At 61.0% G+C, this 22,081-nt stretch carries 18 protein-coding genes; 14 read left to right on the top strand and 4 right to left on the bottom strand.

The window, feature by feature from the left end; genetic code table 11:
- Window positions 1–128 precede the first annotated feature (128 nt).
- Complete coding sequence (locus tag G5182_RS00855; RefSeq protein WP_421254083.1) at window positions 129–1,286, bottom strand: acyl-CoA dehydrogenase family protein; 1,158 nt, start codon at window positions 1,284–1,286, stop codon at window positions 129–131.
- A gap of 304 nt (window positions 1,287–1,590) precedes the next feature.
- Here G5182_RS00855 and G5182_RS00850 point away from each other — a divergent pair, with 304 nt between their 5' ends.
- From G5182_RS00850 to G5182_RS00810, 9 genes are all read left to right on the top strand, one after another.
- Complete coding sequence (locus G5182_RS00850) at window positions 1,591–2,733, top strand: isovaleryl-CoA dehydrogenase (RefSeq protein WP_421254082.1); 1,143 nt, start codon at window positions 1,591–1,593, stop codon at window positions 2,731–2,733.
- Entirely contained in the window at window positions 2,730–4,331 is a 1,602-nt protein-coding gene (locus G5182_RS00845) for a carboxyl transferase domain-containing protein (protein WP_216953759.1), read from the top strand. Before G5182_RS00850 ends, G5182_RS00845 begins: the two co-directional genes overlap by 4 nt.
- 11 nt (window positions 4,332–4,342) lie before the next feature.
- The gene (locus tag G5182_RS00840; protein WP_236290234.1) at window positions 4,343–5,179 is read left to right on the top strand and encodes an enoyl-CoA hydratase-related protein; all 837 of its coding nucleotides are present in this window, start codon (window positions 4,343–4,345) and stop codon (window positions 5,177–5,179) included.
- Window positions 5,176–7,146: a biotin carboxylase N-terminal domain-containing protein gene (locus tag G5182_RS00835; RefSeq protein WP_421254081.1), complete on the top strand. Its 1,971-nt coding sequence runs from the start codon at window positions 5,176–5,178 to the stop codon at window positions 7,144–7,146. Before G5182_RS00840 ends, G5182_RS00835 begins: the two co-directional genes overlap by 4 nt.
- Window positions 7,143–8,111, top strand: a complete 969-nt coding sequence (locus G5182_RS00830) for a hydroxymethylglutaryl-CoA lyase (protein ID WP_421254080.1) — start codon at window positions 7,143–7,145, stop codon at window positions 8,109–8,111. Before G5182_RS00835 ends, G5182_RS00830 begins: the two co-directional genes overlap by 4 nt.
- 2 nt (window positions 8,112–8,113) lie before the next feature.
- Complete coding sequence (locus G5182_RS00825) at window positions 8,114–8,524, top strand: MerR family transcriptional regulator (RefSeq protein WP_421254079.1); 411 nt, start codon at window positions 8,114–8,116, stop codon at window positions 8,522–8,524.
- Window positions 8,525–8,560: 36 nt separating this feature from the next.
- Window positions 8,561–9,322 (top strand): substrate-binding periplasmic protein, encoded by a 762-nt coding sequence (locus tag G5182_RS00820; RefSeq protein WP_421254078.1) that lies wholly within the window; start codon window positions 8,561–8,563, stop codon window positions 9,320–9,322.
- A 52-nt stretch (window positions 9,323–9,374) separates the two neighbouring features.
- Window positions 9,375–12,377: a DUF748 domain-containing protein gene (locus G5182_RS00815; protein WP_421254077.1), complete on the top strand. Its 3,003-nt coding sequence runs from the start codon at window positions 9,375–9,377 to the stop codon at window positions 12,375–12,377.
- Between the two features lie 224 nt (window positions 12,378–12,601).
- A complete protein-coding gene (locus tag G5182_RS00810) occupies window positions 12,602–13,198 on the top strand; it encodes an acetate uptake transporter (RefSeq protein WP_421254076.1) in 597 nt (198 codons plus the stop codon).
- A gap of 81 nt (window positions 13,199–13,279) precedes the next feature.
- On the opposite strand, the gene G5182_RS00805 is transcribed toward G5182_RS00810, so the two are convergent.
- Together G5182_RS00805 and G5182_RS00800 are read right to left on the bottom strand one after the other, a co-directional pair.
- Entirely contained in the window at window positions 13,280–14,044 is a 765-nt protein-coding gene (locus G5182_RS00805) for a zinc-dependent peptidase (protein ID WP_421254138.1), read from the bottom strand.
- Window positions 14,045–14,120: 76 nt separating this feature from the next.
- Complete coding sequence (locus tag G5182_RS00800) at window positions 14,121–14,558, bottom strand: GNAT family N-acetyltransferase (RefSeq protein WP_164536694.1); 438 nt, start codon at window positions 14,556–14,558, stop codon at window positions 14,121–14,123.
- A gap of 348 nt (window positions 14,559–14,906) precedes the next feature.
- Between G5182_RS00800 and G5182_RS00795 the strand changes: the two genes are divergently transcribed.
- Window positions 14,907–16,406, top strand: a complete 1,500-nt coding sequence (locus G5182_RS00795; protein WP_421254075.1) for an alanine/glycine:cation symporter family protein — start codon at window positions 14,907–14,909, stop codon at window positions 16,404–16,406.
- Between the two features lie 70 nt (window positions 16,407–16,476).
- Here the strand turns inward: G5182_RS00795 and G5182_RS00790 are convergent, their stop codons facing one another.
- Window positions 16,477–17,283, bottom strand: a complete 807-nt coding sequence (locus tag G5182_RS00790) for a crotonase/enoyl-CoA hydratase family protein (protein ID WP_201933353.1) — start codon at window positions 17,281–17,283, stop codon at window positions 16,477–16,479.
- Window positions 17,284–17,451: 168 nt separating this feature from the next.
- Between G5182_RS00790 and G5182_RS00785 the strand changes: the two genes are divergently transcribed.
- The 4 genes from G5182_RS00785 (at window position 17,452) to G5182_RS00770 (ending at window position 21,934) form a co-directional block, all read left to right on the top strand.
- The gene (locus G5182_RS00785; RefSeq protein WP_227340688.1) at window positions 17,452–19,239 is read left to right on the top strand and encodes a putative nucleotidyltransferase substrate binding domain-containing protein; all 1,788 of its coding nucleotides are present in this window, start codon (window positions 17,452–17,454) and stop codon (window positions 19,237–19,239) included.
- Window positions 19,240–19,241: 2 nt separating this feature from the next.
- Complete coding sequence (locus G5182_RS00780; protein ID WP_227340689.1) at window positions 19,242–19,868, top strand: 3'-5' exonuclease; 627 nt, start codon at window positions 19,242–19,244, stop codon at window positions 19,866–19,868.
- Between the two features lie 105 nt (window positions 19,869–19,973).
- Window positions 19,974–20,285, top strand: a complete 312-nt coding sequence (locus G5182_RS00775) for a DUF485 domain-containing protein (RefSeq protein WP_040068110.1) — start codon at window positions 19,974–19,976, stop codon at window positions 20,283–20,285.
- Window positions 20,282–21,934 carry a cation acetate symporter gene (locus tag G5182_RS00770; protein ID WP_040068108.1) on the top strand — a complete coding sequence of 551 codons (1,653 nt, stop codon included), beginning with the start codon at window positions 20,282–20,284 and terminating at the stop codon, window positions 21,932–21,934. Before G5182_RS00775 ends, G5182_RS00770 begins: the two co-directional genes overlap by 4 nt.
- Window positions 21,935–22,081: the final 147 nt, after the last annotated feature.

Here is a 22,081-nt window from a genome sequence, read left to right as displayed (position 1 = left end):
GTCCTTGTCGATGAAGCTGCCTCCATGATGACAGGCTTGAATGACACCAACCTGTGGCTGGCTCACAAAGCCGAAACCGGCATGGTGCAATCGGGTGGCAGGCAACACACCCTTGATGCGACCACCGGTTAGCCCAGCGACAAACCGGGATCGGCCAGCAGGCGGCGCGCGATGATGAGTCGCATCACCTCGTTGGTGCCTTCCAGAATGCGGTGTACCCGGGTATCGCGCAGATAGCGCTCGAGCGGATACTCGCGGATATAACCATAGCCGCCAAAGAGTTGCAGAGCCTCATCACAGATTCGATAACCCACATCGGTGGCAAACCGTTTGGCCATGGCACACCAGGCACTCTTGTCCGGAGCCCCGCGATCCAGCTTGTCGGCGGCCTGACGTACCAGCAAGCGGGCGGCAGCCAGCTCGGTCGCCATATCGGCCAGGCGAAACTGCACGCTCTGGAATTCACTGATCGGGTGACCAAATTGCTGGCGCTGCTGCACATAGGCCAGCGCATCGTCCAGCGCCTGCTGGGCGGTGCCCACCGAACAGGTGGCAATATTGATGCGACCACCATCTAGGGCCTGCATGGCGAACTTGAACCCTTCCCCCTCTTCGCCCAACCGATAGCAGGCAGGAATGCGAACCCCATTAAAGACAACCTCCCGGGTCGGCTGGCTGTTCCAGCCCATCTTCTCTTCTGCCTTGCCATAGCTCACGCCGGGGGCATTAGCCGGCACCATAAAGGCAGAGATCCCCTTCGCACCTTCACCACCGGTGCGCGTCATCACCACCAGCACATCGCTGCTCCCCGCTCCCGAGATAAAGATCTTGGTTCCTTCGATGAGGTAGCTGTCACCCTCGCGCACCGCCCGGGTCTTGAGTGCCGCCGCATCGGAACCCGCCCCCGGCTCGGTGAGGCAATAGGATCCCAGCAGCTCGCCGCTGGCCAGTTTGGGCACCCACTCCTTGGCAACCTCGGTGGGCAACCAGTTACCCAGCATCCAGCTCACCATGTTGTGGATGGTCAGATACGCAGTGGTCGAGGTACAGCCCATGGCGAGGCGTTCGAAGATGAGGCTCGCATCGAGGCGCGGCAGCCCCAATCCGCCAAACTGCTCCGGGGTATAGAGACCGCAAAAACCTAGCCCGGCCGCCTGCTTGATGGTCGGGATCGGAAACTCATGATCCTTGTCCCAGCGCGCGGCATGGGGTTTGAGCGCCTCATCGGCAAAGGCGGCGGCCGCCTCCACATACGCCTGTTGATCATCGGTCAGGGTAAAATCCATCTCGTCTTTCTCTCCCTTGTTGCCCCGCGCTTTCTTCCCCGCGTTAGCGCTTTATGACGCGGCGCCCACACACTGGTCATTCGGATCTGCCACTATGGCGCTGTTGTCGTGGTAGCTGATGACGCACTCACTACCACGGCTTTATCGACACACAACAGATTAACAATTGATTTACGTTTACGCTAACGTAAACTTGTGGCAGAAGTGAAGTACAAAATGGACCGACCACTGCCAGCCGTAACGCCGAGTCAGCCGGTCGACCCAACCTTCCTACCCGACTGTCATATCCGCAAGGAGAGCATGGATGCAGATGGATGAGACCCTGAATGCCCTGACCGAACAGGTTGCGGCCTTCTGCCAGAAAGTGATCGCCCCGCGCGCCAGCGAGATCGATCAGAGCAACGCCTTTCCCCGTGATCTCTGGCCCCGGATGGGTGAGCTGGGGCTGCACGGCATCACGGTGGCGGAGGAGTATGACGGGGTGAACCTCGGCTATCTGGCCCACGTGCTGGTGATGGAACAGGTGAGTCGCGCCAGCGCCTCGGTCGGCCTCTCCTACGGCGCCCACTCCAATCTCTGCATCAACCAGATCCACCGCCACGGCACGGCAGAACAGAAAGCGCGCTACCTGCCGCCGCTGGTGAGCGGCGAGCATGTGGGGGCGCTGGCCATGAGCGAGCCGGGAGCCGGCTCCGATGTGGTCAGCATGCGCCTCACCGCGGAGCGCGAGGGCGATCACTTCGTGCTGAACGGCAACAAGATGTGGATAACCAACGGACCCGATGCCGACACCTTCGTCATCTATGCCAAGACAGATACCAGTGCGGGCCCCAAAGGGATTTCTGCCTTTATCGTTGAAGCCGGCACTCCCGGTTTTTCTACCGCCCAGAAGCTCGACAAGCTGGGGATGCGCGGCTCCAGCACCTGCGAGCTGGTGTTCGACAACTGCCGAGTGCCGCAGGAAAACCTGCTGGGCCCCCTGCACGGCGGGGTCAAGGTGCTGATGAGCGGGCTCGATTACGAGCGGGTGGTGCTGGCTGCGGGCCCCCTTGGCATCATGCAGGCCTGCATGGATGTAGTGCTGCCCTATGTGCGTGAGCGCAAGCAGTTTGGTCAAGCCATCGGCGAGTTCCAGCTGGTGCAGGGCAAGCTCGCCGACATGTATACCCGCCTCGCCAGCAGCCGGGCGCTGGTCTACTCGGTGGCGAGCGCCTGCGATCAGGGGCGCACCAGCCGTAAAGATTGCGCCGCAGCCATACTGTTTGCCGCCGAAAACGCCACCCAGATGGCCCTCGACGCTATCCAGCTGCTCGGCGGCAACGGTTACATCAACGAATACCCCACTGGCCGCCTACTGCGGGACGCCAAACTCTACGAGATCGGCGCCGGCACCTCGGAGATCCGCCGCTGGCTCATCGGCCGCGAGCTGATGGGAGAAAATGCATGAGTCGTATCCACTCCCGCCTCGACACGGCGAGCCCGGAATATGCGGCCAATCGGGCCGCCATGCAGGGGCTGGTCGACGATCTCCACGCCCGCATTGCCGAGATTGCGCAAGGAGGCGGCGCGGCCAACAACGCCCGCCATCAGGCCCGTGGCAAGCTGCTGCCCCGCGAGCGCATCAATCAGCTGCTGGACCCGGGCTCCCCGTTTCTCGAGCTCTCGGCGCTGGCTGGCTGGCAGGTCTATGACGAGCCAGTGCCCGCCGCCGGCATCATCACCGGCATCGGCCGGGTCTCTGGGCGCCTGTGCATGCTGGTGGTGAATGACGCCACCGTGAAGGGCGGCACCTACTACCCGCTCACGGTGAAAAAACATCTACGCGCCCAAGCCATCGCCGAGCGGCTGCGCCTCCCCTGCCTCTATCTGGTGGATTCCGGTGGCGCCTTCTTGCCGATGCAGGACGAGGTGTTCCCCGACCGGGATCACTTTGGCCGCATCTTCTACAACCAGGCCCGCATGTCGGCCCAAAACATCCCTCAACTGGCAGTGGTGATGGGGCTCTGCACCGCCGGGGGCGCCTACGTGCCCGCCATGGCGGACGAATCCATCATGGTCAGGGAGCAAGCCACCATCTTTCTGGCGGGTCCGCCGCTGGTCAAGGCCGCCACCGGCGAGGAGATCAGCGCCGAGGCCCTGGGCGGCGCCGAGGTACACTGCGCCCACTCGGGCGTTGCTGATCATATGGCCCGTGACGATGCCCATGCGCTGGCCATCGCCCGCACGCTGGTTACTCATCTGGGTAACGAGCCGATAGAGAGCAGCCCCGGCTACGAGCCCCCCTGCTACCCGATCGAGGAGCTCTACGGTCTGGTGGGCACCAGTCTCAAACGCCCTTACGACGCCCGTGAACTGATTGCACGACTGGTGGATAGCTCTGACTTTGACGAATTCAAGGCGCTGTTCGGCACCACTCTGGTGACCGGCTTTGCCCGTATTTGCGGCATGGAGGTGGGGATCCTCGCCAACAACGGCGTGCTGCACAGCGACAGCGCCCAGAAGGGGGCCCACTTTATCCAGCTCTGTAACCGCCGCACCATCCCGCTGATCTTTTTGCAGAACATCACCGGCTTTATGGTAGGGAGCAGCGCGGAAAAAGAGGGGATAGCCAAGCACGGCGCCAAGCTGGTCACCGCCGTGGCCTGCAGCCGGGTGCCCAAGATCACCCTGATCGTCGGCGGCAGCTTTGGTGCCGGCAACTACGGCATGTGTGGCCGCGCTTATGAACCCGATTTGCTCTTTAGCTGGCCCAACAGCCGTATCTCTGTCATGGGGGGCGAGCAAGCTGCCGGGGTGCTGGTGCAGGTGCGTCGGGACAAGCTGGCTACCGAGGGCAAAGACTTGAGCGAACAGGAAGCGGCCGCCATCCGCGCGCCCGTGATCGAACAGTATGAGCGCCAGGGTCACCCCTACTACGCCAGCGCCCGCCTCTGGGATGATGGCGTCATCGACCCGGCCCAGAGCCGCACCGTGCTGGCGCTGGCGCTCGCCGCCTGTCAGGGTGCCCGCATTGAACCCGAGCAGTACGGCATCTTTCGGATGTAAGGAGCAAAACGATGTCAGATCCACTTACTTCCTCCCAGAACCCGTTTCGGCTGGAGCGGCACGGCCCGCTGGCCGAGCTGGTGCTGTCGCGCCCGGCCCGCCACAACGCCTTTGATGCCGACCTGATGCTGGGGCTGCTCGACTGCCTCGATGATCTGGCCCATCTCCATGGTCATGATCTTGCCGAACGCCCCCACGCCCTGCTGCTGCGGGCAGAGGGCAAACACTTTTGCGCGGGTGCCGATCTCAACTGGATGCGCAATCTGGCTCACGCCGATTTTGAGCACAATCGCGAAGACGCCCGGGTATTGGCGCGGCTGATGCAGACCCTCGACGAACTCCCCTTCCCTACGGTGGCACTGGTACAAGGGGCTGCCTATGGCGGGGCGCTGGGGCTGATCTGTGCCTGCGATCTGGTGCTGGCCAGCGATGATGCGCGCTTCTGCCTCTCAGAGGTCAGCCTCGGGCTAGTGCCTGCGGTGATCAGCCCCTACGTGGTGCGCACCATGGGAATGCGTCAGGCGCGCCGCTACATGCTCAGTGCCGAGCCGTTCGATGCCATTACCGCCTGTCGGCTCAATGTGGCACACCAACTCTGCCAACCGGATCAACTGCTGGCGGAGGGACGGGCGCAGGCCCTTCGTCTGTGCCGCAACGGGCCGGAGGCAATGAAAGAGACCAAACGGCTGCTGGCGGCGATAGAAGCCCATCCTTCCCGCCTGCACGAAGAGAAAACCGTCGAGACCATCGCCCGGGTTCGGGTGGGACTCGAAGCACAGGAGGGAATGCAGGCCTTCTTCGACAAACGTCCTCCCGCTTGGCGTCCCCGTTTCAAGGATGAGACATGAACTATCACACCCCGATTAAACGTCTGCTGATCGCCAATCGCGGCGAGATTGCGGTGCGCATCATCAAAACGGCGAAACGCCTCGGCATTCACACCATCGCCCTCTACTCCGATGCCGACGCTCACGCCATGCACACCCGTCTGGCCGATGAGGCCTGGCATCTGGGGCCCGCACCGGCCAGAGAGAGTTATCTCGACACCGGCAAGGTGCTGAAGATTGCCAAAGAGGCGCACGCCGATGCCATCCATCCCGGTTACGGTTTTCTGTCGGAAAACAGCGATTTTGCCACCGCCTGCGAACAGCGCGGCCTGCGCTTTGTCGGCCCAAGCGGCGCCGCCATTCTCGCCATGGGCGACAAATCGGGCGCCAAGGCGCTGATGCAGGCTGCCGGCGTACCTGTGCTGCCCGGCTATCACGGCACAGATCAGCGGCCGGACTTTTTACGCGATCAGGCGAGCCAGATTGGCTTCCCGCTACTTATCAAGGCGGCCAGTGGCGGCGGTGGCAAGGGGATGCGCCGGGTCGATCAGCTGGCCGACTTTGACGAGTCGCTGGCGGCAGTCAAACGGGAAGCCAAGGCCGCCTTTGGTAACGATCTGGTGCTGCTGGAGCGCTATCTGCCCCAGGCTCGCCATGTTGAGGTGCAGGTCTTTGCCGATAGCCTCGGCAACGCCATCTATCTGGGGGATAGGGACTGCTCCTTGCAGCGACGCCATCAGAAGGTGATCGAAGAGGCGCCCGCCCCCGACATCCCTCCGGCTCTGCGCCGCGCCATGGGGGAGGCAGCCGTGGCCGCAGCCAAGGCCATCCACTATCAGGGGGCTGGCACCATCGAGTTCCTACTCTGCAAGGATGAGTTCTTCTTTATGGAGATGAACACCCGGCTGCAGGTAGAGCATCCGGTCACCGAAGCGGTGACCGGGCAGGATCTGGTGGCCTGGCAGTTGGCCGTAGCCGAAGGCAAGCCGCTGCCACTCACTCAGGAGGAAGTGGTGCTGCGCGGCCATGCGGTGGAGGCGCGCCTATACGCTGAGGATGTGGCGGCCGGTTTTCTGCCTGCCAGCGGGCCTATCCACTGGCTCCACTGGCCCGTTGGCGTGCGCATCGACACCGGCGTTACCGCTGGCGATGAGGTGAGCCCCTATTACGATCCCATGATCGCCAAGCTGATCGCCTACGGCCAGAGTCGCGCCGAGGCGTTCGCTCAACTGGCCGATGCGCTGGCGGCACTGGATCTCGGCCCGCTGGTGCACAACGGCCCGCTGCTGCTGCGCCTGTGTGAAGAGCCCGACGTCCTGGCCATGGGCCACCATACCCAATGGCCCATACCCACCACAGCACGGCCCATTCCTGAGCTCGCCTGGCCGCTGGCCGCCCTCTGGCTGGCGAGCCGCCCTGCGGGCACCTCCCCCTGGCAGCAAGCCTGCGGATTTCGGCTGGGGCCGGTTCGCAGCTGGACGGCGGCAGTGCGCATCGGTGATGAGCGCCGGGTATTGACCCTTAACGATCATGGCGGCCAGTTTGGGTGGCAAGGGGAGACTCATTGCTACCAGAGAGGTGACGATCATATCCGGCTGCAGCAGGGTGGCTGCTGGCAACAGATCCCCATTCAGACGGTCGCAGGCCCGGAGGCAGCCTTCATCATGACCCTGGGGGGCCAGCGCATCCGCTTCGCGGCCGATGCTCGGCAGCACAGCCACCACCATGAGCAGGCAAATGAGAAGGCGCAGGGCGCCATCGCGCCCATGCACGGCATAGTGGTAGCCGTGCTGATCGAGCAGGGGCAAACGGTCAGCAAGGGGCAGCCCCTGCTGGTGCTGGAGGCGATGAAGATGGAACACCAACTGCGTGCAGAGCGGGACGGGGTAATTGAAGCCCTGCAGTGCAAACAGGGCGAGCAGGTAAGCCAGGGGGCCGTACTGGTACGCTTTGCCGAAGAGACTGCTTCACAGGAGGAACACCCATGAACCGATCACAAGACGTCCGTGACGACAGGGTCAGTCTGGTGGAGATGGGGCCGCGCGATGGCCTGCAAAATGAAGCTGCGCCCCTCTCCCTGGTGCAACGGCTGGAGCTGATCCAGCGCCTTACCGACAGCGGCCTGCAACGCATCGAGGTGGGTGCCTTTGTCTCTGCCAAAAAAGTGCCGCAGATGGCGGACTCCGCAGCGCTGTTCGAGGCACTGCCGCGCAAGGGCTCAACCCGTTACTGCGCTCTGGTGCCCAATCTGCAAGGCTTGCAGGCAGCCATTGCCGCCCGCGCCGATGAGATTGGCCTCTTCACCGCCTGCTCCGACGGTTTTACCCGCGCCAATATTGGCATCAGTGTGGAGGAGTCGCTGGTGCGCTTCGCCCCGCTGGTGCAGGAGGCGCGCCGCCTCGGCATCAAGGTGCGCGGCTACCTCTCCACCGTCATCGCCTGCCCGTTCGATGGCCCGACCCGCCCGAAACGGGTCGCCGCCATGGCCGAACAGTTGCTGGATCTCGGCTGCCACGAAATTTCGCTGGGGGACACCATAGGCATCGGCACCCCGGGCACGGTGGCGCCCATGCTGGATGCTGTGCTGCACGAGATCCCGGCGGGTCGACTCGCGGTCCATTTTCACGACACCTACGGCCAGGGGTTGGCCAACCTGCTACCCGCGCTGGAGCGCGGCATTCGCACCATCGACTGCTCGGTGGCGGGGCTTGGCGGCTGCCCCTATGCGCCGGGCGCCTCCGGCAATGTGGCGTCAGAAGAGGTGGTCTACCTGCTGCACGGCCTTGGCATGACGACCGGAGTGGATCTCGACAAACTGGCGGCCACCGGCCAGTGGGTCAGCGAGCAGCTCGCTCGCCCCAACGGCTCGCGGGTCGGTCAGGCCTTGCACGCCAATGCCGAACGGCTGCGTGCCCGCCTCTGCCAGCCACACGCCCAGCAACAGGAGTCATGACCATGTCCCGTTCCCTGCCCGGCAAGGAGGTCACCTACAGCATCTCGGAGCTGGCCCACGAGTTTGATGTTACGCCGCGCACCATCCGCTACTACGAGGACGAAGGGCTGCTCACCCCCCAGCGGGAGGGGCAAACCCGCATCTACAGCCATCGGGACAAGATCCGGCTCAAGTTGACCCTGCGCGGCAAACGGCTGGGGTTTAGCCTGGCCGAGATCCGCGAGCTGTTCGATATGTACGACACTGACAAATCGAGCAAAACCCAGCTCTACTCCATGATCCAGCTGATCGAGGAAAAGCGCCGTGCCCTGCACCAGCAGCTGGAAGATATCCAGATGGTGATGGCCGAGCTGGAAGCCGCCGAACAGCGCTGTGTTAATTCCCTTAACAGCTTGAAAACTGGCGCAGATTAACCGAATCTGGGAGCAAGCTATTGCCTTGGGGATCCCATGAGATATTGGTGCTGGTTTTTGCTCTTGTTCAGCCTCTCTGGCTGGAGCCATCCCCTCATCAAGGTTGGCGGATACCCCTATGCCCCCTTTGTGGTCAAACTCTCCGATTCCCGCTATGAGGGGCTGACGCTGGACCTCATCGCCAAGCTAAACGAGATCCAGCACGAGGTAAGATTCGTGTTTGTTCCCACCTCGGCCGCCAACCGTTACAAGGCGCTCGATCTGGGCCGTTTCTCGCTGATGCTGTTTGAAGACACCAAGTGGGGCTGGGACACAGATAAATTCAAGATGACAGCCCCCTTTCTCGGTGGTGGTGAGGTCTATGTGGCCCTGAACAAAACGGGCCGGGATCAGCGCTTTTTCGATGACCCCTCTCGGCATCATCTTATCGGGGTGACCGGCTACCACTACGGCGTCGGCCAGTTCAATGCTGATCCCCTCTACCTGCAGCGCAAGCTCAATATCACCCTGGTCAAGGACAACATCAGCGCCCTGCAAGCCCTGCTCAAAGGGCGTGGCGAGGTAGCCATTCTCAACGTTTCCTACCTTAACCAGTATCTGCTGGCCCATCCCGACACCGCCGACCTGCTGCTGATCTCGCAAAAATGGGATCAACAGTATCAACACCGCGCCATCCTTCACCCTGAGGCCCCCATTACCCCTGCCCAGCTGGAACAGTGGCTCGCAGCGCTGCAACAAAAGGGGGAACTGGATCGCCTTTGGACAAAGTACGGCGTACAACAGCACGCAACCCCATGATTACTATCCAGCTTTTCTGTACCATGGTGGGAACCAAATGGGAGTGCACCAAATGAACACCACTGAGCCCGCGTCCCCCAAGCTCCGCTTGCTGCGCTACCTTGCCTACGCTTTTCTGCTGCTTCTTATCCTGATCACCCTGCTGCTGTGGCAAACCCCCCGTCTGGTCCAGCGCTATCTGCCCGGCTGGCTGGCCGAACACTATGGCCTGCAACTGACGCTGGGGGAGATTGACGTAGGGCTGCGCAACCCATCTCTCACCCTCGGCGCGACCGCCCTGCTCGATACCAAACAGCAGCCCATCATCCGTTTAGAGCAGCTCTTTATCACCCCCGACCTGCAAGCCAGCTGGCAGCAGAAAGAGGTCGTGCTTTCCGCCGTCACCCTGACCAAACCCGTGGTGCTGCTGCAACGGCTGGCAGACAAAAAAGGGGAGGTTCGACTCAATCTGACCGATGCGCTGGCGACCCTGCTCGCCCCTGCCCCCTCCCCCAAGCCCGAAACAGCCAGCGCCCCGCTGCTGGTCGATATTGCAAGTGTCAATGTCACTGACGGCCATGTGCGCTATCAGGATCAGCGCAAGGAGAGCGAACCCGGCTGGTTGCCGCCCCTCAATCTGGAAAAAGTGACCCTCAAGCTCGATAACCTGCGCACCGAGGCAAATCACCCGACCGCCTATCAGCTGAGCGCCACCATCAACGGCAAAAGCAGCCTCGCCGCTCATGGCAAACTCGCTGTGATGAGCGGCATGGGTCAGGGCAAAGCGAGCCTCAAACAGGTCGACCTGAAACCCTTCGCCCCGCTCTGGGCACCCTATCTCAAGCTGGATCTGGCCAAGGGCCACGCCAATGCAGAGGTGGAATACCAGCTTAAAGAGGGCAAGCAAGGGGTGCTGTGGCAATTGTCCAAAGGCAAGCTGACCCTGGACAACTGGCAGCTTAAAAAACACCAGGGCGACGAATTTGCACGCTTCGGCCAGCTGGCCCTTAGCGATTTGGCTGTCGATGGCCAGAAACAGTCGCTCCAGATCGGCAAGGTGACCCTGCAACAGCCCCTGCTCAAGGCCACCCTCAACCCACAGCAGGAGCTGGATCTGGCTGACTTGCTGATTGAACAGGCCCCCGCCAAGCCCGTCAAAGGAGCCCACGCCGCAAACGAGGTGGCCAACAATGCGGCGCCCAAGTCGGCACAACAAGCAAAGACAGACGGTAACGGCAAGAAACATACGCCAGACAAACCCTGGCAGTGGCAGATCAAGCAGATCCTTATCGACAAGGGCGATCTCACCCTCACCGAATCGAGCAGCGGCAAACCGCAGGCACGCCAGCTCTCCGGCCTCAAGCTGGCGCTGGGGCCAATGGGCAGCAAGGGGGAGCAACCGAGCAAACTGACTCTGGCCACCCAGTTCAACCAGAGCAGCCCCCTCGCCTTTGATGGCCAACTGACCCTGACTCCTTTCACCTTAAGCGGCGACATCAACCAGCAGGGGCTGCCCCTGACGCTGGCACAGCCCTATCTGGCCGATCTGGTACGCATCAAGGTGCAAAACGGGCTGCTGAGCAGCAAGACCCGCCTTGATCTCGCCACCACCGCCCAGGGAGATCTGAGCAAGCTGACCCTGCAGGGAGGGCTCGATGTCAACGGGCTCAAGGTGGTCGATCGGGCAGACAATCAGCGGCTGCTGGAGTTCAACACCCTGGCTCTCACCGGTCTGACGTACGACGGCATCAGCCAGCAGATGCGGATCAAGGACATTACCCTGAACAAGCCCTTCGCTCGCATCGAGATCAACGAAGATGGCACCACCAACCTGCAACAGCTGCTGTTACCGCAACCGGCGGCAGCAAAAAGTACTGAAGCAAAGGCAGGCAGCAAGGCTCCCGACTTTCGTTTCACCATCGACCAGCTGCGCACCGAGCAGGGCAACCTGCGCTTTGCTGATCGCAGTCTGAGTCAGGATTTTGTGGCCGATATCGCCTCGCTGGGCGGCCAGAGTCGCCATATCAGCAATATTCCGGGGCAGCGCTCCGATCTCGCCTTCAACGGCAAGGTGGATCGCTATGCGCCAGTGACCATTCGCGGCGGTACCAACCTGCTGGTCGCCAACCCGATCCTCGACATCGCGGTCGCTTTCCACAATCTGGAGCTCACCACCTTTACCCCCTATTCGGGCACCTATGCCGGTTATGCCATCGACAAGGGGCAGCTCTCCATGAAGCTGCACTACAAGCTGGAGGGCAACCGGCTGGAGGGGGATAACGACATCACCATCAAGAAGCTGCAACTGGGCGAGAAGATCAAGAGCGATCAGGCCAAGGATCTGCCGCTGGGGCTGGCCATCGCCCTGCTGAGTGATGCCAACGGGGTGATACAGATGAACCTCAAGGTGAAGGGGGATCTCGATCAACCGGACTTCAGCATCGGCAATATCTTCTGGGATGTGCTGGGCAACACACTGAGCAAGGCGATCACCTCCCCCTTCTCCCTGCTCGCCTCGCTGGCCGATGGCACCGAAGATCTCGACGAACTCCCCTTCCTGCCGGGGGAGCCCGACCTCACCCCCACCCAGCAGGAGAAACTGGTCAAGCTGGCGCAGGCCCTCAAGGATAGACCCAAGCTCAGCATGAACATTCGTGGCAAGGTCAACTTCAACGAGGAGCGCCCCATCCTGCAACGGCAAAAGCTGGAGCGGGTACTGGCCAAGCTCACCGGCAATCAGGCGGATCTCGACCTGCTGGAACAGGACTCAGCCCTGCAAGAGGCGCTGGCCCAAGCCTATGAAGAGCGCTTTGGCGAAGATCTGGATGATCTGGCCGATCGGCTCCATCTGGATGAAGAGAGCGCGGCACTGCGGGCCCAGGCGGTGATCCTGCTGCGAGATCAGCAGCTCATCACCGCCAAATCCCTGCGTAATCTCGCCATGCGCCGGGCGCAAAACACCAAGGAGTTTCTGGTCGACAGCCAGGGGATCGCCCCGGAGCGGCTGTTCGTGCTCGACAGCCAGGTCAAGGAAGAAGACAAGGAAGCCAAAGTGATCCTGACACTGGATCAGTGACGCCGCCGCACTGCGTAAAAGCGTAATAAAAATACAACACCTCAACTATTTTGACACCCTTTGCTCACCAAACAGCCTGTTCTGGTGAGCATTTGGCCTCTGATGCAAATAATCACGTAGTTTTTTTACGATTTATCCCCCTTGCCCCCTTGCGGGCGCGCCACAGCCTGCCTAAAATCGCGCGTCTTTTGTTAACCCCCACCTCTATTTTTGGAGAACGCCACGTGAGCGAAAAATTGGCCAACCCTGCCCCTCTGGGTCTGATGGGTTTCGGTATGACCACCATCCTGCTGAACATCCATAACGCAGGTTTCTTCCCCATCAGCGCCATGATCCTGGCCATGGGCCTGTGCTACGGCGGCATCGCCCAGATCATCGCTGGCATCATGGAGTACAAGCGTGGCAACACCTTCGGTGTGACCGCGTTCACCTCCTACGGCCTGTTCTGGCTGAGCCTGGTGTTCCTGCTGATCATGCCGACCATGGGTCTGGCCGAAGCCACTCCGCACGCCTACATGGGTTGGTATCTGCTGATGTGGGGCATGTTCACCCTGTTCATGCTGGTTGGCACCATCAACTACCCGCGCGTCAAGCAGTTCGTGTTCGCCTCCCTGACCGTGCTGTTCTTCCTGCTGGCCGCCCGTGACTTCACCGGCAGCACCCTGATCGGCACCATCGCCGGTTTCGAAGGCATCATCTGTGGCGCCAGCGCCATCTACCTGGCTATGGCCACCGTGATCAACGAGCAGTTCGGCCGCACCGTGATGCCGATCGGCGATCACAAGAAAGCCGCCGCCGTACAGCTGAAAGCCGCAGCCTGATAGGCAAGCCACTCAGATTGTGAAAAAGGCACCCTCGGGTGCCTTTTTGCTATCTTGAATAACCGTTTAACAGCTCGGTTATCAGCTAAGTGACCCGGCGTCCGCTTCTCCCGCCAGCAAGCGGGTCGCGGGGAAACGCAGGGCGGGATCCTGGCTAAAGAACTGGCTCAGTTGCCGGTATACCGCGGGATAGACCTGCTGCAGCCGCAGCGGATCGGTAAAGAAACATTCGCAGCTGACGGCAAAAAATTCGGCGGGATGTTCGGCCGCATAGGGATCGATATCGGTCACTTCGTCCCGGTCGAGTTGTTGGCAGAGCGCATCGAAGGCAGTCTGAAATGCCTGTTGCCACAGCTGGCTGCTCATCTGCCCCGGCAACGGCGGCGCACCGTCCGCCTCACCACCCAGCATATCGAGTTTGTGGGCCAGCTCGTGGATCACCAGATTAAAGCCGTCCCAGTCACCATCCTGCTGCAGCTCGCTCCAGGCCAGCACCAGCGGCCCTTGCGGCCAGGATTCGCCGGCGTTCTCCTCTTCAAATTCGCTCACCAGCCCGAACTCATCCTGCACCTCCTGGCGCCGGGTGACGGGTTCGGGAATGATGATGATTTCGTGAAAGCCGCGATACCAGTCAAGGCCGAGGTGCAAGATGGGCAACGCCGCCTGCAGCGCCAGCACCGCCTGTTGGCGTGGGCTGAGCTCTACCCCGATCAGGGTCAGGGTCTTGCGTTTGAGCAGCTGTTGCCCCAGCCCGATAAGCGTCGTCTGCTCGGCGTCGCTGAGCCCTTGCAAGATGGGCACAGCCGCCAGCGCCTGACGCCACAGTGCCAACTCATCCTCACTCATGGGCGTTTGCGGGCGACCACCCAGCCATTTGAACCATCCCAGCACGCCTACTCCTTCTTTTGATGCAAACAACAGGTCACAGCAGTTTGACGAACCGTTTCGGCCGCTCCTGATAATCCTGCGCCAGATAGAAACGGTGGGCCGCCTCGCGCTTGAGACTGCTGGAGAGTTCCAGCTGGGCGCAACCTGCGGCCCGCGCCATCGCTTCTGCTTCCTTGAGCAAGGCTGCGCCCACTCCCGCCCCTCTTGCCCCTTCATCGACAACCAGCGCCGAGATCAGGCCCCAAGCTGGTGCAACATGCAGCGGTGCCAGCTTGTGCCACACCAGCACGCCGACCACCTTGTCGGCCAGAGATGCCAGCAGCACAACGCTAGCGGGATCCGGCGCCAACAGGCGCGCCGTCACGTCAGCGCCTTCGGCAGGATACCCCAATTGGGTGAACAGGTGGGCGATGGCGCTCCCGTCGTCGGCCTCAGGGGGACGGATCGTCAACGTCTCAGGATCATTTTTCATTGTTGGCCTCATGTTTGCTTTCCATTGTGTTACGCCCGTCACATTGTCTGGCGCAGATCAACAAGGAGGATCTCATCTTTACTCATAGAAAACGCTGCCTGCCATTATCCCCCCACCCTTGTCAATTCACAAATTTGCAACAAGGCAACATTTTTCGCTGGGAAGCACCGATACAACTCGATATGTTACAAGCCATGCATGGCGCGTGTTTGCGCTCTGCTTAACCCCTCAACCTCGCGCTCATTTGTTAACTGGATTGTTAACAAACAGGGCCGAAAACAGTGACAGAGAGCGAGGCCAAGATCTCGCCAAGACAGCGCCACAAACACAACAAAGGAGTTGTTGTACATGAATGAAATCGTCAATGCCATCAATGGTGTAATCTGGAGCCCTGCGCTCATCTACATGTGTCTGGGGGTCGGTCTTTACTTCTCCCTGCGTACCCGTTTTTTGCAACTGCGTCATATCAAAGAGATGGTGCGCCTGATGTTTGATGGCAAGAGCACCGATGCCGGTGTCTCCTCCTTCCAGGCGCTGGCCATGACCCTGGCAGGTCGCGTGGGTACCGGTAACATCGCAGGTGTGGCCACCGCCATCACCTTCGGTGGCCCGGGCGCCCTGTTCTGGATGTGGATGGTCGCCTTCCTCGGCGCCAGCTCTGCCTTCGTGGAGTCCACCCTGGGTCAGGTTTACAAAGAGAAGATCAACGGTGAATACCGCGGCGGCCCGGCCTTCTATATCGAGAAAGGGCTTGGCATGAAGTGGTACGCCTGGACCTTCGCCATCGCTACCGTCTTCGCCTGCGGCGTGCTGCTGCCGGGCGTGCAGGCCAACTCCATCGGTTCAAGCCTGCAGACCGCCTTTAATATCGATCCGAACGTCACTGCCGCCGGTCTGGCGCTGCTGCTCGGCTTTATTATCTTCGGTGGCGTCAAGCGTATCGCCAACTTCGCCAGTACCGTAGTGCCCTTTATGGCGCTGGGCTACATCATCGTGGCTTGCGTCATCATCGCCCTCAATATCGGCCAGCTGCCGGGCGTGCTCCTGCTGATCTGGAAGAGCGCCTTCGGTCTGGATGCCGGTTTCGGTGCCATTCTGGGTCTGGCCATCATGTGGGGGGTAAAACGCGGGGTCTACTCCAACGAAGCGGGTCAGGGTACCGGGCCGCACGCCTCCTCTGCTGCGGCAGTGAGTCACCCGGCCAAGCAGGGTCTGGTGCAGGCGTTCTCCGTCTATATCGACACTCTGTTCGTCTGCTCCGCTACCGGCTTTATGCTGCTGATCACCGGGCTCTATAACGTACAAGGGCCGGACGGCGCTGCTATCTACACGGGTATTGCCGGTATCGCAGCAGGCCCGGGCTATGTGCAGACCGCCATGGAGAGCATGATGCCAGGCTTTGGCAGCATTTTCGTGGCTATCGCGCTGTTCTTCTTCGCATTCACCACCATCGTTGCCTACTACTACATCGCCGAAACCAACATCGCCTACATCAACCGCAAGATTAATCGCCCCTGGCTCACCTTCTTGCTGAAGATTGCGCTGATGGCTGCCACTGTCTACGGCACCGTCAAGACGGCGGATCTGGCGTGGGGTATGGGGGATATCGGGGTCGGCCTGATGGCATGGCTCAACATCATCGCCATCCTGCTGCTGCAAAAGACCGCCTTCACCTGTCTGAAGGATTATGAAGCGCAGCAGGCACAAGGTATTGACCCCGTATTCCACCCGGAGAAGCTCGGCATCAAGAACGCCGATTACTGGGTGGGCAAACGCTCCGAAGAGAACCTGGAGCGGGAGAAATCGGGCCATCAGTTCGAGCCGGATCAGGATCGCAAGACCTCCTGAACCAGAACGACATAAGACATCAATAAAAATGGCAGCCTCGGCTGCCATTTCTTTTTCCTGTCACCTCATCTCAAAGCGGATTGCGGCGCGGCCCGAAGGACAGCCGCCAGCGAAACAGGCTGTTAAGGGTGGCCCGCCACTGATTGGGTCGCCCCAGGATCTGCTTTTGCAACCGGGTCTCCTCTTTGAGCATCGCCTCGTCACTACGAGCCCAGGCCTGGCTGTAGAGCTGCTTGATCCCCGCCAGCGCATCGGGCGACTTGGTGATCAGGGTGCGGGCAAACTCCCGCGCCTCCACCAGTGGATCGGCGCAGACCCGGCTCACCATCCCGAGAGATTTGGCCTCGATGGCATCGAGCTCGCGCCCGCTCATGGCCAGCTCCATGGCGGTATCCACTCCCATCAGATTGCGCATAGTGACGCTGCCACTCATGTCGGGGATGATCCCCCACTTGATCTCCATCACCGAGAAGCGGCAATCGGGGGTGCTGAAGCGAAAATCGGCCCCGAGCGCAATCTGCAAGCCACCGCCAAAACAGACTCCCTGGGTCACCGCAATCACCGGCACAGGCAGCTGGTGCCAGCCATAAGCAACCCGCTGGGCCAGATTGGTCGCCTCGTCCGCCTCACGCTTTAGAATATCGAGCGCTGCCACCGGCTGTCTCAGCATGGATTTCACATCCAGCCCGGCGCAGAAGGCACGCCCCTCGCCATGCAGGATCACCGCCCGCAGCCCCTTGTGCCGGGCGAGCTGCGTCAGCGTCTCGTCGATGGCGCTGAACATGGCGCGGTCCAGCGCATTGAGTTTGTCCCCCCGCGTCAGCATCACTTCGGCAATCCCGTCGTGGATCTCGCACTTGATCCTTGGTTTTTCCATCTCCCTTGTCCTCTCCTTGATCCCTGAAACTGACTCACTGGTCATACCACCACGTTATCAGAGTGTGAACAGGCGGTACAGCTGAGACTAAAGTCGGCTGGTCGCCTCCCCCTCCCTTTGTCACACTGGGAGCTGCATGAGTGCCGCAAGCCAGCAGAGGACGCTGTCATGTCAACCCTGTTCAATTTTGCCAGACCACCATTCGACCGACTGGATGAGGAGGCGCGCGAACGGCTATCCCGTCACCTCTCGCTCTGCTATTTTCGGGCCGGGGATCTGCTGCTCAAGGAGGGGGACGAGCCTCCCGGCCTCTATCTCATCATCAAGGGGGCGGTGGAAGAGTCTGCTCCTCACCATCAGTTTGGTGATTACGGGGTCGATGACCTGTTCGATGTGCGCGCCCAGTTTGATGGCCGCTGCCGCCACCGCTTCACCGCGCTGGAAGATAGCCTCTGCCAGCTCATTCCTCGCCACACCTTTCTGGCGCTCTGTGAGCAGGATCCGCAGTTTGCCAGCTACTTCACTGCCAATCTGGCCGAGCGCCAGCGCCAACAGGAGCAACGCGAACAATTGGGCCAGAAGAATCTGGCAGAATTTATCCTGACCCGCATCGAACCCGGCCACCTGCAACCACCGCTTATCGTCGACAGCAAGCTGTCACTGCTGGCGGCGACCGAAGCCATGGTGAGCAAGGGGACCGATTGCCTGCTCTACCCAGCTCATGATGGCTCCCTCACGCTGGCAACCCGCAAGACCTTGCTCCATGCCCTGACCCTCAAGGGATTGCCGCTGACGGCCCCCCTCTCGGTGCTGACCCCTACCCCGCTGATTGGTCTGCCGCTGGAGAGCTATCTGTTTGATGCCCTGCTGCTGATGACCCGCCATCGCATCAAGCGACTGGTGGTGTGGCGTGGCAACGAGGTGGCGGGGATCCTGCAACTGACTCAGGTGCTGGGGCTCTTCTCGACCCACTCCCACGTACTGACACTGCGCATTGCCCGCGCCGACAGCCTGCCGGCGCTGGAGGCGGTCGCCCGCGAACAGCAACAACTGACCCGCTCACTGTTTGCCCAGGGGATCCACACCGCCTTTTTGATGAAGCTGATCGCCACCATCAACGAACAGCTGATCGCCAAAGCCTTTGCGCTGGTGATCCCCCCCGAGGTGCAGGATAACGTCTGCTTGTTGATGCTGGGCTCGGAGGGGCGCGGCGAGCAGATCCTCAAAACCGATCAGGACAACGCCCTGATCCTGCCAGAGGGGCTGACATGGCCCACCCAGACAGCCGATCTGGCCGAATTCAGCGGCCTGCTGGAGCGACTCGGCTACCCGCTGTGCCCCGGGCAGGTAATGGTGAACAATCCGGCCTGGGTAAAAACAGGCGATGAGTGGCAAAGCGCCATTGCCAGCGCCTGCACCACGGCCAGTGAGGAGGAGCTGCTCTGGCTCGCCACCCTGGCCGATGCTCACCCCATCGCGGGGGATCGACAGCTGCATCTGCCTGTTGCCAGAGCGCTGCGCGAGCAGTTGGCGGACAGGCGGGATCTGCTGGCGGAGATGGTGCGACCGGCGGTGGCCTTTCATGCCCCCCTCACTCTGTTTGGCAGGCTGGAGCAGCCACCGGAAGGGCTGGATCTGAAGCGGGGCGGCCTGTTTCCGCTGGTGCACGGTATCCGCATGCTGGCCCTTGAGGCTGGCATTCTGGAGACCTCAACCCTGGGGCGTATCGATGCGCTGGTGGCAGCCGATCGGCTCAGTGCCGACTATGGCAGCAATCTGGCAGAGGCGTTTCGGCTCTTTATCCGGCTGAGGCTGCGCAGCCAGCTCAAGGGGGGCAATAGTCGGGTGCAGACAAGCGAGCTGAGCCACAGCGAGCGGGATCTGTTGCGTCAGGCGCTGCATCAGGTGAAGAAATTCCAGCAGTGGCTCACCTTGCACTTTCGTCTGAGACAATAGTCATGTTGAGCCGCGCTCGACGCTACTGGTATGGCCGCACGTTCCGAACGGGCGAGTTCGCGCCGCTCTTTGCCACCCCACCGAAAGATGAACAGGTCGCCCTCGATTTCGAGACCACCAGTCTCGATCCCGAGCAGGCGGAGATCGTCTCCATCGGGGCGGTGCGCATTCAGGGTAACCGGCTGCTGACCGGCGAGGCCCTCGCCATCAAAGTACAGCCACCGGCCAGCCTGACCAGCCAATCTGTGGTGATCCACGGTCTGCGCCATCAGGATCTGCAACAGGGGATGGAGCTGGAAGCCGCGCTGCGCCTGCTGCTTCACTTTATCGGCCCCCGTGAACTGGTGGGCTATCATATAGCCTACGATCTGCGTATTCTCAATCTCGCCTGCCAGAAATTGTGGGGATTGACCCTGCCCCAGCGAGGGATCGAGGTGAGCCAGCTCTATCACGACCACCTCTATCGCCGCTATCCCGATGCGGCTATTGACCTCCATTTGAGTGCCATCTGCAGCCACCTTGAACTCCCATCCCTGCCCGCCCACGATGCCCTTGCCGATGCCACCACGGCCGCGCTCATCTACCTGCGCCTGACCTGCGGCTCGCCGCTCACTTATCCCAAAGTCTAATTGTCGAGAAATAACATTTAATTCACATTTTGCTTACATGAGCAGATTGCCTGCTCGTCGGGGTTACCCCATCCACCGCTGACACTCATGTCATGGAGAACTGCAATGGAACAGCAAAGCTATCTGAGGATCCAGCAAGATCCCAACTTCCAGGAGCTGGTCGCCAAGCGCCAGCGTTTTGCCTGGGCCCTCTCGGCTCTGATGCTGGGACTCTACCTGGCGTTTATTCTGCTCATCGCCTTTGCCCCCGGTTGGCTCGGCACCCCCTTGAGCGAAGGGTCGACCATTACTCGCGGCATTCCTGTCGGGGTAGGATTGATCCTCTCCTCCTTCGTGTTGACCGGCGTCTATGTCTTTCGCGCCAACGGCGAGTTTGATGAACTGAACCAGAAGATCCTCAAAGGGGTGCAATCATGAAAGGCAAGTTGCTGCTGTTGACCTCACTGGCCTCCTCTCCCCTGCTGGCGGCCGATGCAATCTCTGGCGCCGTGGAGCGTCAGCCCCTTAATGTCGCCGCCATCGTGATGTTTCTGGTGTTTGTGGCCGCTACCCTGTTCATCACCTACTGGGCCTCCAAGCGCAACCGCTCGGCTTCCGACTACTATGCGGCCGGTGGCCGTATCACCGGCTTCCAGAACGGTCTGGCCATCGCCGGTGACTATATGTCCGCCGCCTCCTTCCTCGGGATCTCCGCGCTGGTCTACACCTCCGGCTATGACGGCCTCATCTACTCCATCGGCTTTCTGGTGGGCTGGCCCATCATTCTGTTCCTGATCGCCGAACGGCTGCGCAATCTCGGCAAGTACACCTTCGCCGATGTCGCCTCCTACCGCCTCAAGCAGACTGAAGTGCGTACCCTCTCCGCCTGCGGCTCGCTGGTGGTGGTCGCCCTCTACCTGATCGCCCAGATGGTCGGTGCTGGCAAACTGATCGAGCTGCTGTTTGGCCTGCAATACCATGTGGCCGTGGTGCTGGTCGGTATCCTGATGGTGCTCTACGTGCTGTTTGGCGGCATGCTGGCCACCACTTGGGTGCAGATCATCAAGGCAGTGATGCTGCTCTCCGGTGCCAGCTTCATGGCCATCATGGTGATGAAGTCAGTCAACTTCGACATCGGCGCCCTGTTTAGCGAAGCGGTCAAAGTGCACGAGAAAGGCTCCGCAATCATGAGCCCGGGCGGGCTGGTCTCCGACCCCATCTCCGCCATCTCGCTCGGTCTGGCATTGATGTTCGGTACCGCCGGCCTGCCCCACATCCTGATGCGCTTCTTCACCGTGAGCGATGCCAAAGAGGCGCGTAAATCGGTGTTCTACGCCACTGGCTTTATCGGTTACTTCTACATTCTCACCTTCATCATCGGTTTTGGCGCCATCCTGCTGGTGAGCACCAACCCGGCCTTCAAGGATGCCACCGGCGCCCTGCTGGGCGGCACCAACATGGCAGCCGTCCACCTGGCTGATGCAGTGGGTGGAAGTCTGTTCCTCGGCTTCATCTCTGCCGTGGCATTTGCCACCATTCTGGCGGTAGTCGCCGGATTGACCCTGGCCGGTGCCTCTGCGGTCTCCCATGACCTCTATGCCAGCGTGTTGAAGAAGGGCAAGGCCAACGAGACTGATGAACTGCGCGTCTCCAAGATGACGACTCTGGTGCTGGGTGTGGTTGCCATTGGTCTGGGGATCCTGTTCGAGAAGCAGAACATCGCCTTCATGGTCGGTCTGGCCTTCTCCATCGCCGCCAGCTGCAACTTCCCGGTGCTGTTCCTCTCCATGTTCTGGTCACGCCTGACCACCCGTGGCGCCGTCTACGGTGGCTGGCTGGGATTGGCGAGCGCAGTGACCCTGATGATCCTGGGTCCGACCGTGTGGGTGAAAGTGTTGGGCCATGCCCAGGCCATCTTCCCCTACGAATACCCTGCCCTCTTCTCCATGGGTTTGGCCTTCATCGGGATCTGGTTCTTCTCCATCACCGACAGCTCCCAGAACGCCGCCGACGAACATGCCAAGTTCCTGCCGCAGTTCGTTCGCTCCCAGACCGGGCTGGGTGCCTCTGGCGCCACTTCCCACTAACGGGCAGCCATCACGCAAAAGCCGGCTTCATGCCGGCTTTTTTTATTGCCCATCAATCGGCTGCACGCCCCGCTTGCCCCGATCAAGATCACACTTCTCGCTAAAACTTTCGGGGGATCTGTGCCATAATGCGCGCCATTTGACAGA

Origin of the sequence: Aeromonas sp. 600948 (assembly GCF_049174875.1) — a bacterium.
Taxonomy (GTDB): Bacteria; Pseudomonadota; Gammaproteobacteria; order Enterobacterales; family Aeromonadaceae; genus Aeromonas; species Aeromonas veronii_A.
This window is presented reverse-complemented; position numbering and strand designations above follow the sequence as displayed.

What these genes read in the sequence shown, in the direction of transcription:
- G5182_RS00855 (WP_421254083.1), bottom strand. Translation starts at nt 1,286, where the DNA reads ATGGATTTTACCCTGACCGATGATCAACAGGCGTATGTGGAGGCGGCC.
- G5182_RS00850 (WP_421254082.1), top strand. Translation starts at nt 1,591, where the DNA reads ATGCAGATGGATGAGACCCTGAATGCCCTGACCGAACAGGTTGCGGCC.
- G5182_RS00845 (WP_216953759.1), top strand. Translation starts at nt 2,730, where the DNA reads ATGAGTCGTATCCACTCCCGCCTCGACACGGCGAGCCCGGAATATGCG.
- G5182_RS00840 (WP_236290234.1), top strand. Translation starts at nt 4,343, where the DNA reads ATGTCAGATCCACTTACTTCCTCCCAGAACCCGTTTCGGCTGGAGCGG.
- G5182_RS00835 (WP_421254081.1), top strand. Translation starts at nt 5,176, where the DNA reads ATGAACTATCACACCCCGATTAAACGTCTGCTGATCGCCAATCGCGGC.
- G5182_RS00830 (WP_421254080.1), top strand. Translation starts at nt 7,143, where the DNA reads ATGAACCGATCACAAGACGTCCGTGACGACAGGGTCAGTCTGGTGGAG.
- G5182_RS00825 (WP_421254079.1), top strand. Translation starts at nt 8,114, where the DNA reads ATGTCCCGTTCCCTGCCCGGCAAGGAGGTCACCTACAGCATCTCGGAG.
- G5182_RS00820 (WP_421254078.1), top strand. Translation starts at nt 8,561, where the DNA reads ATGAGATATTGGTGCTGGTTTTTGCTCTTGTTCAGCCTCTCTGGCTGG.
- G5182_RS00815 (WP_421254077.1), top strand. Translation starts at nt 9,375, where the DNA reads ATGAACACCACTGAGCCCGCGTCCCCCAAGCTCCGCTTGCTGCGCTAC.
- G5182_RS00805 (WP_421254138.1), bottom strand. Translation starts at nt 14,044, where the DNA reads ATGAGTGAGGATGAGTTGGCACTGTGGCGTCAGGCGCTGGCGGCTGTG.
- G5182_RS00800 (WP_164536694.1), bottom strand. Translation starts at nt 14,558, where the DNA reads ATGAAAAATGATCCTGAGACGTTGACGATCCGTCCCCCTGAGGCCGAC.
- G5182_RS00795 (WP_421254075.1), top strand. Translation starts at nt 14,907, where the DNA reads ATGAATGAAATCGTCAATGCCATCAATGGTGTAATCTGGAGCCCTGCG.
- G5182_RS00790 (WP_201933353.1), bottom strand. Translation starts at nt 17,283, where the DNA reads ATGGAAAAACCAAGGATCAAGTGCGAGATCCACGACGGGATTGCCGAA.
- G5182_RS00785 (WP_227340688.1), top strand. Translation starts at nt 17,452, where the DNA reads ATGTCAACCCTGTTCAATTTTGCCAGACCACCATTCGACCGACTGGAT.
- G5182_RS00780 (WP_227340689.1), top strand. Translation starts at nt 19,242, where the DNA reads ATGTTGAGCCGCGCTCGACGCTACTGGTATGGCCGCACGTTCCGAACG.
- G5182_RS00775 (WP_040068110.1), top strand. Translation starts at nt 19,974, where the DNA reads ATGGAACAGCAAAGCTATCTGAGGATCCAGCAAGATCCCAACTTCCAG.
- G5182_RS00770 (WP_040068108.1), top strand. Translation starts at nt 20,282, where the DNA reads ATGAAAGGCAAGTTGCTGCTGTTGACCTCACTGGCCTCCTCTCCCCTG.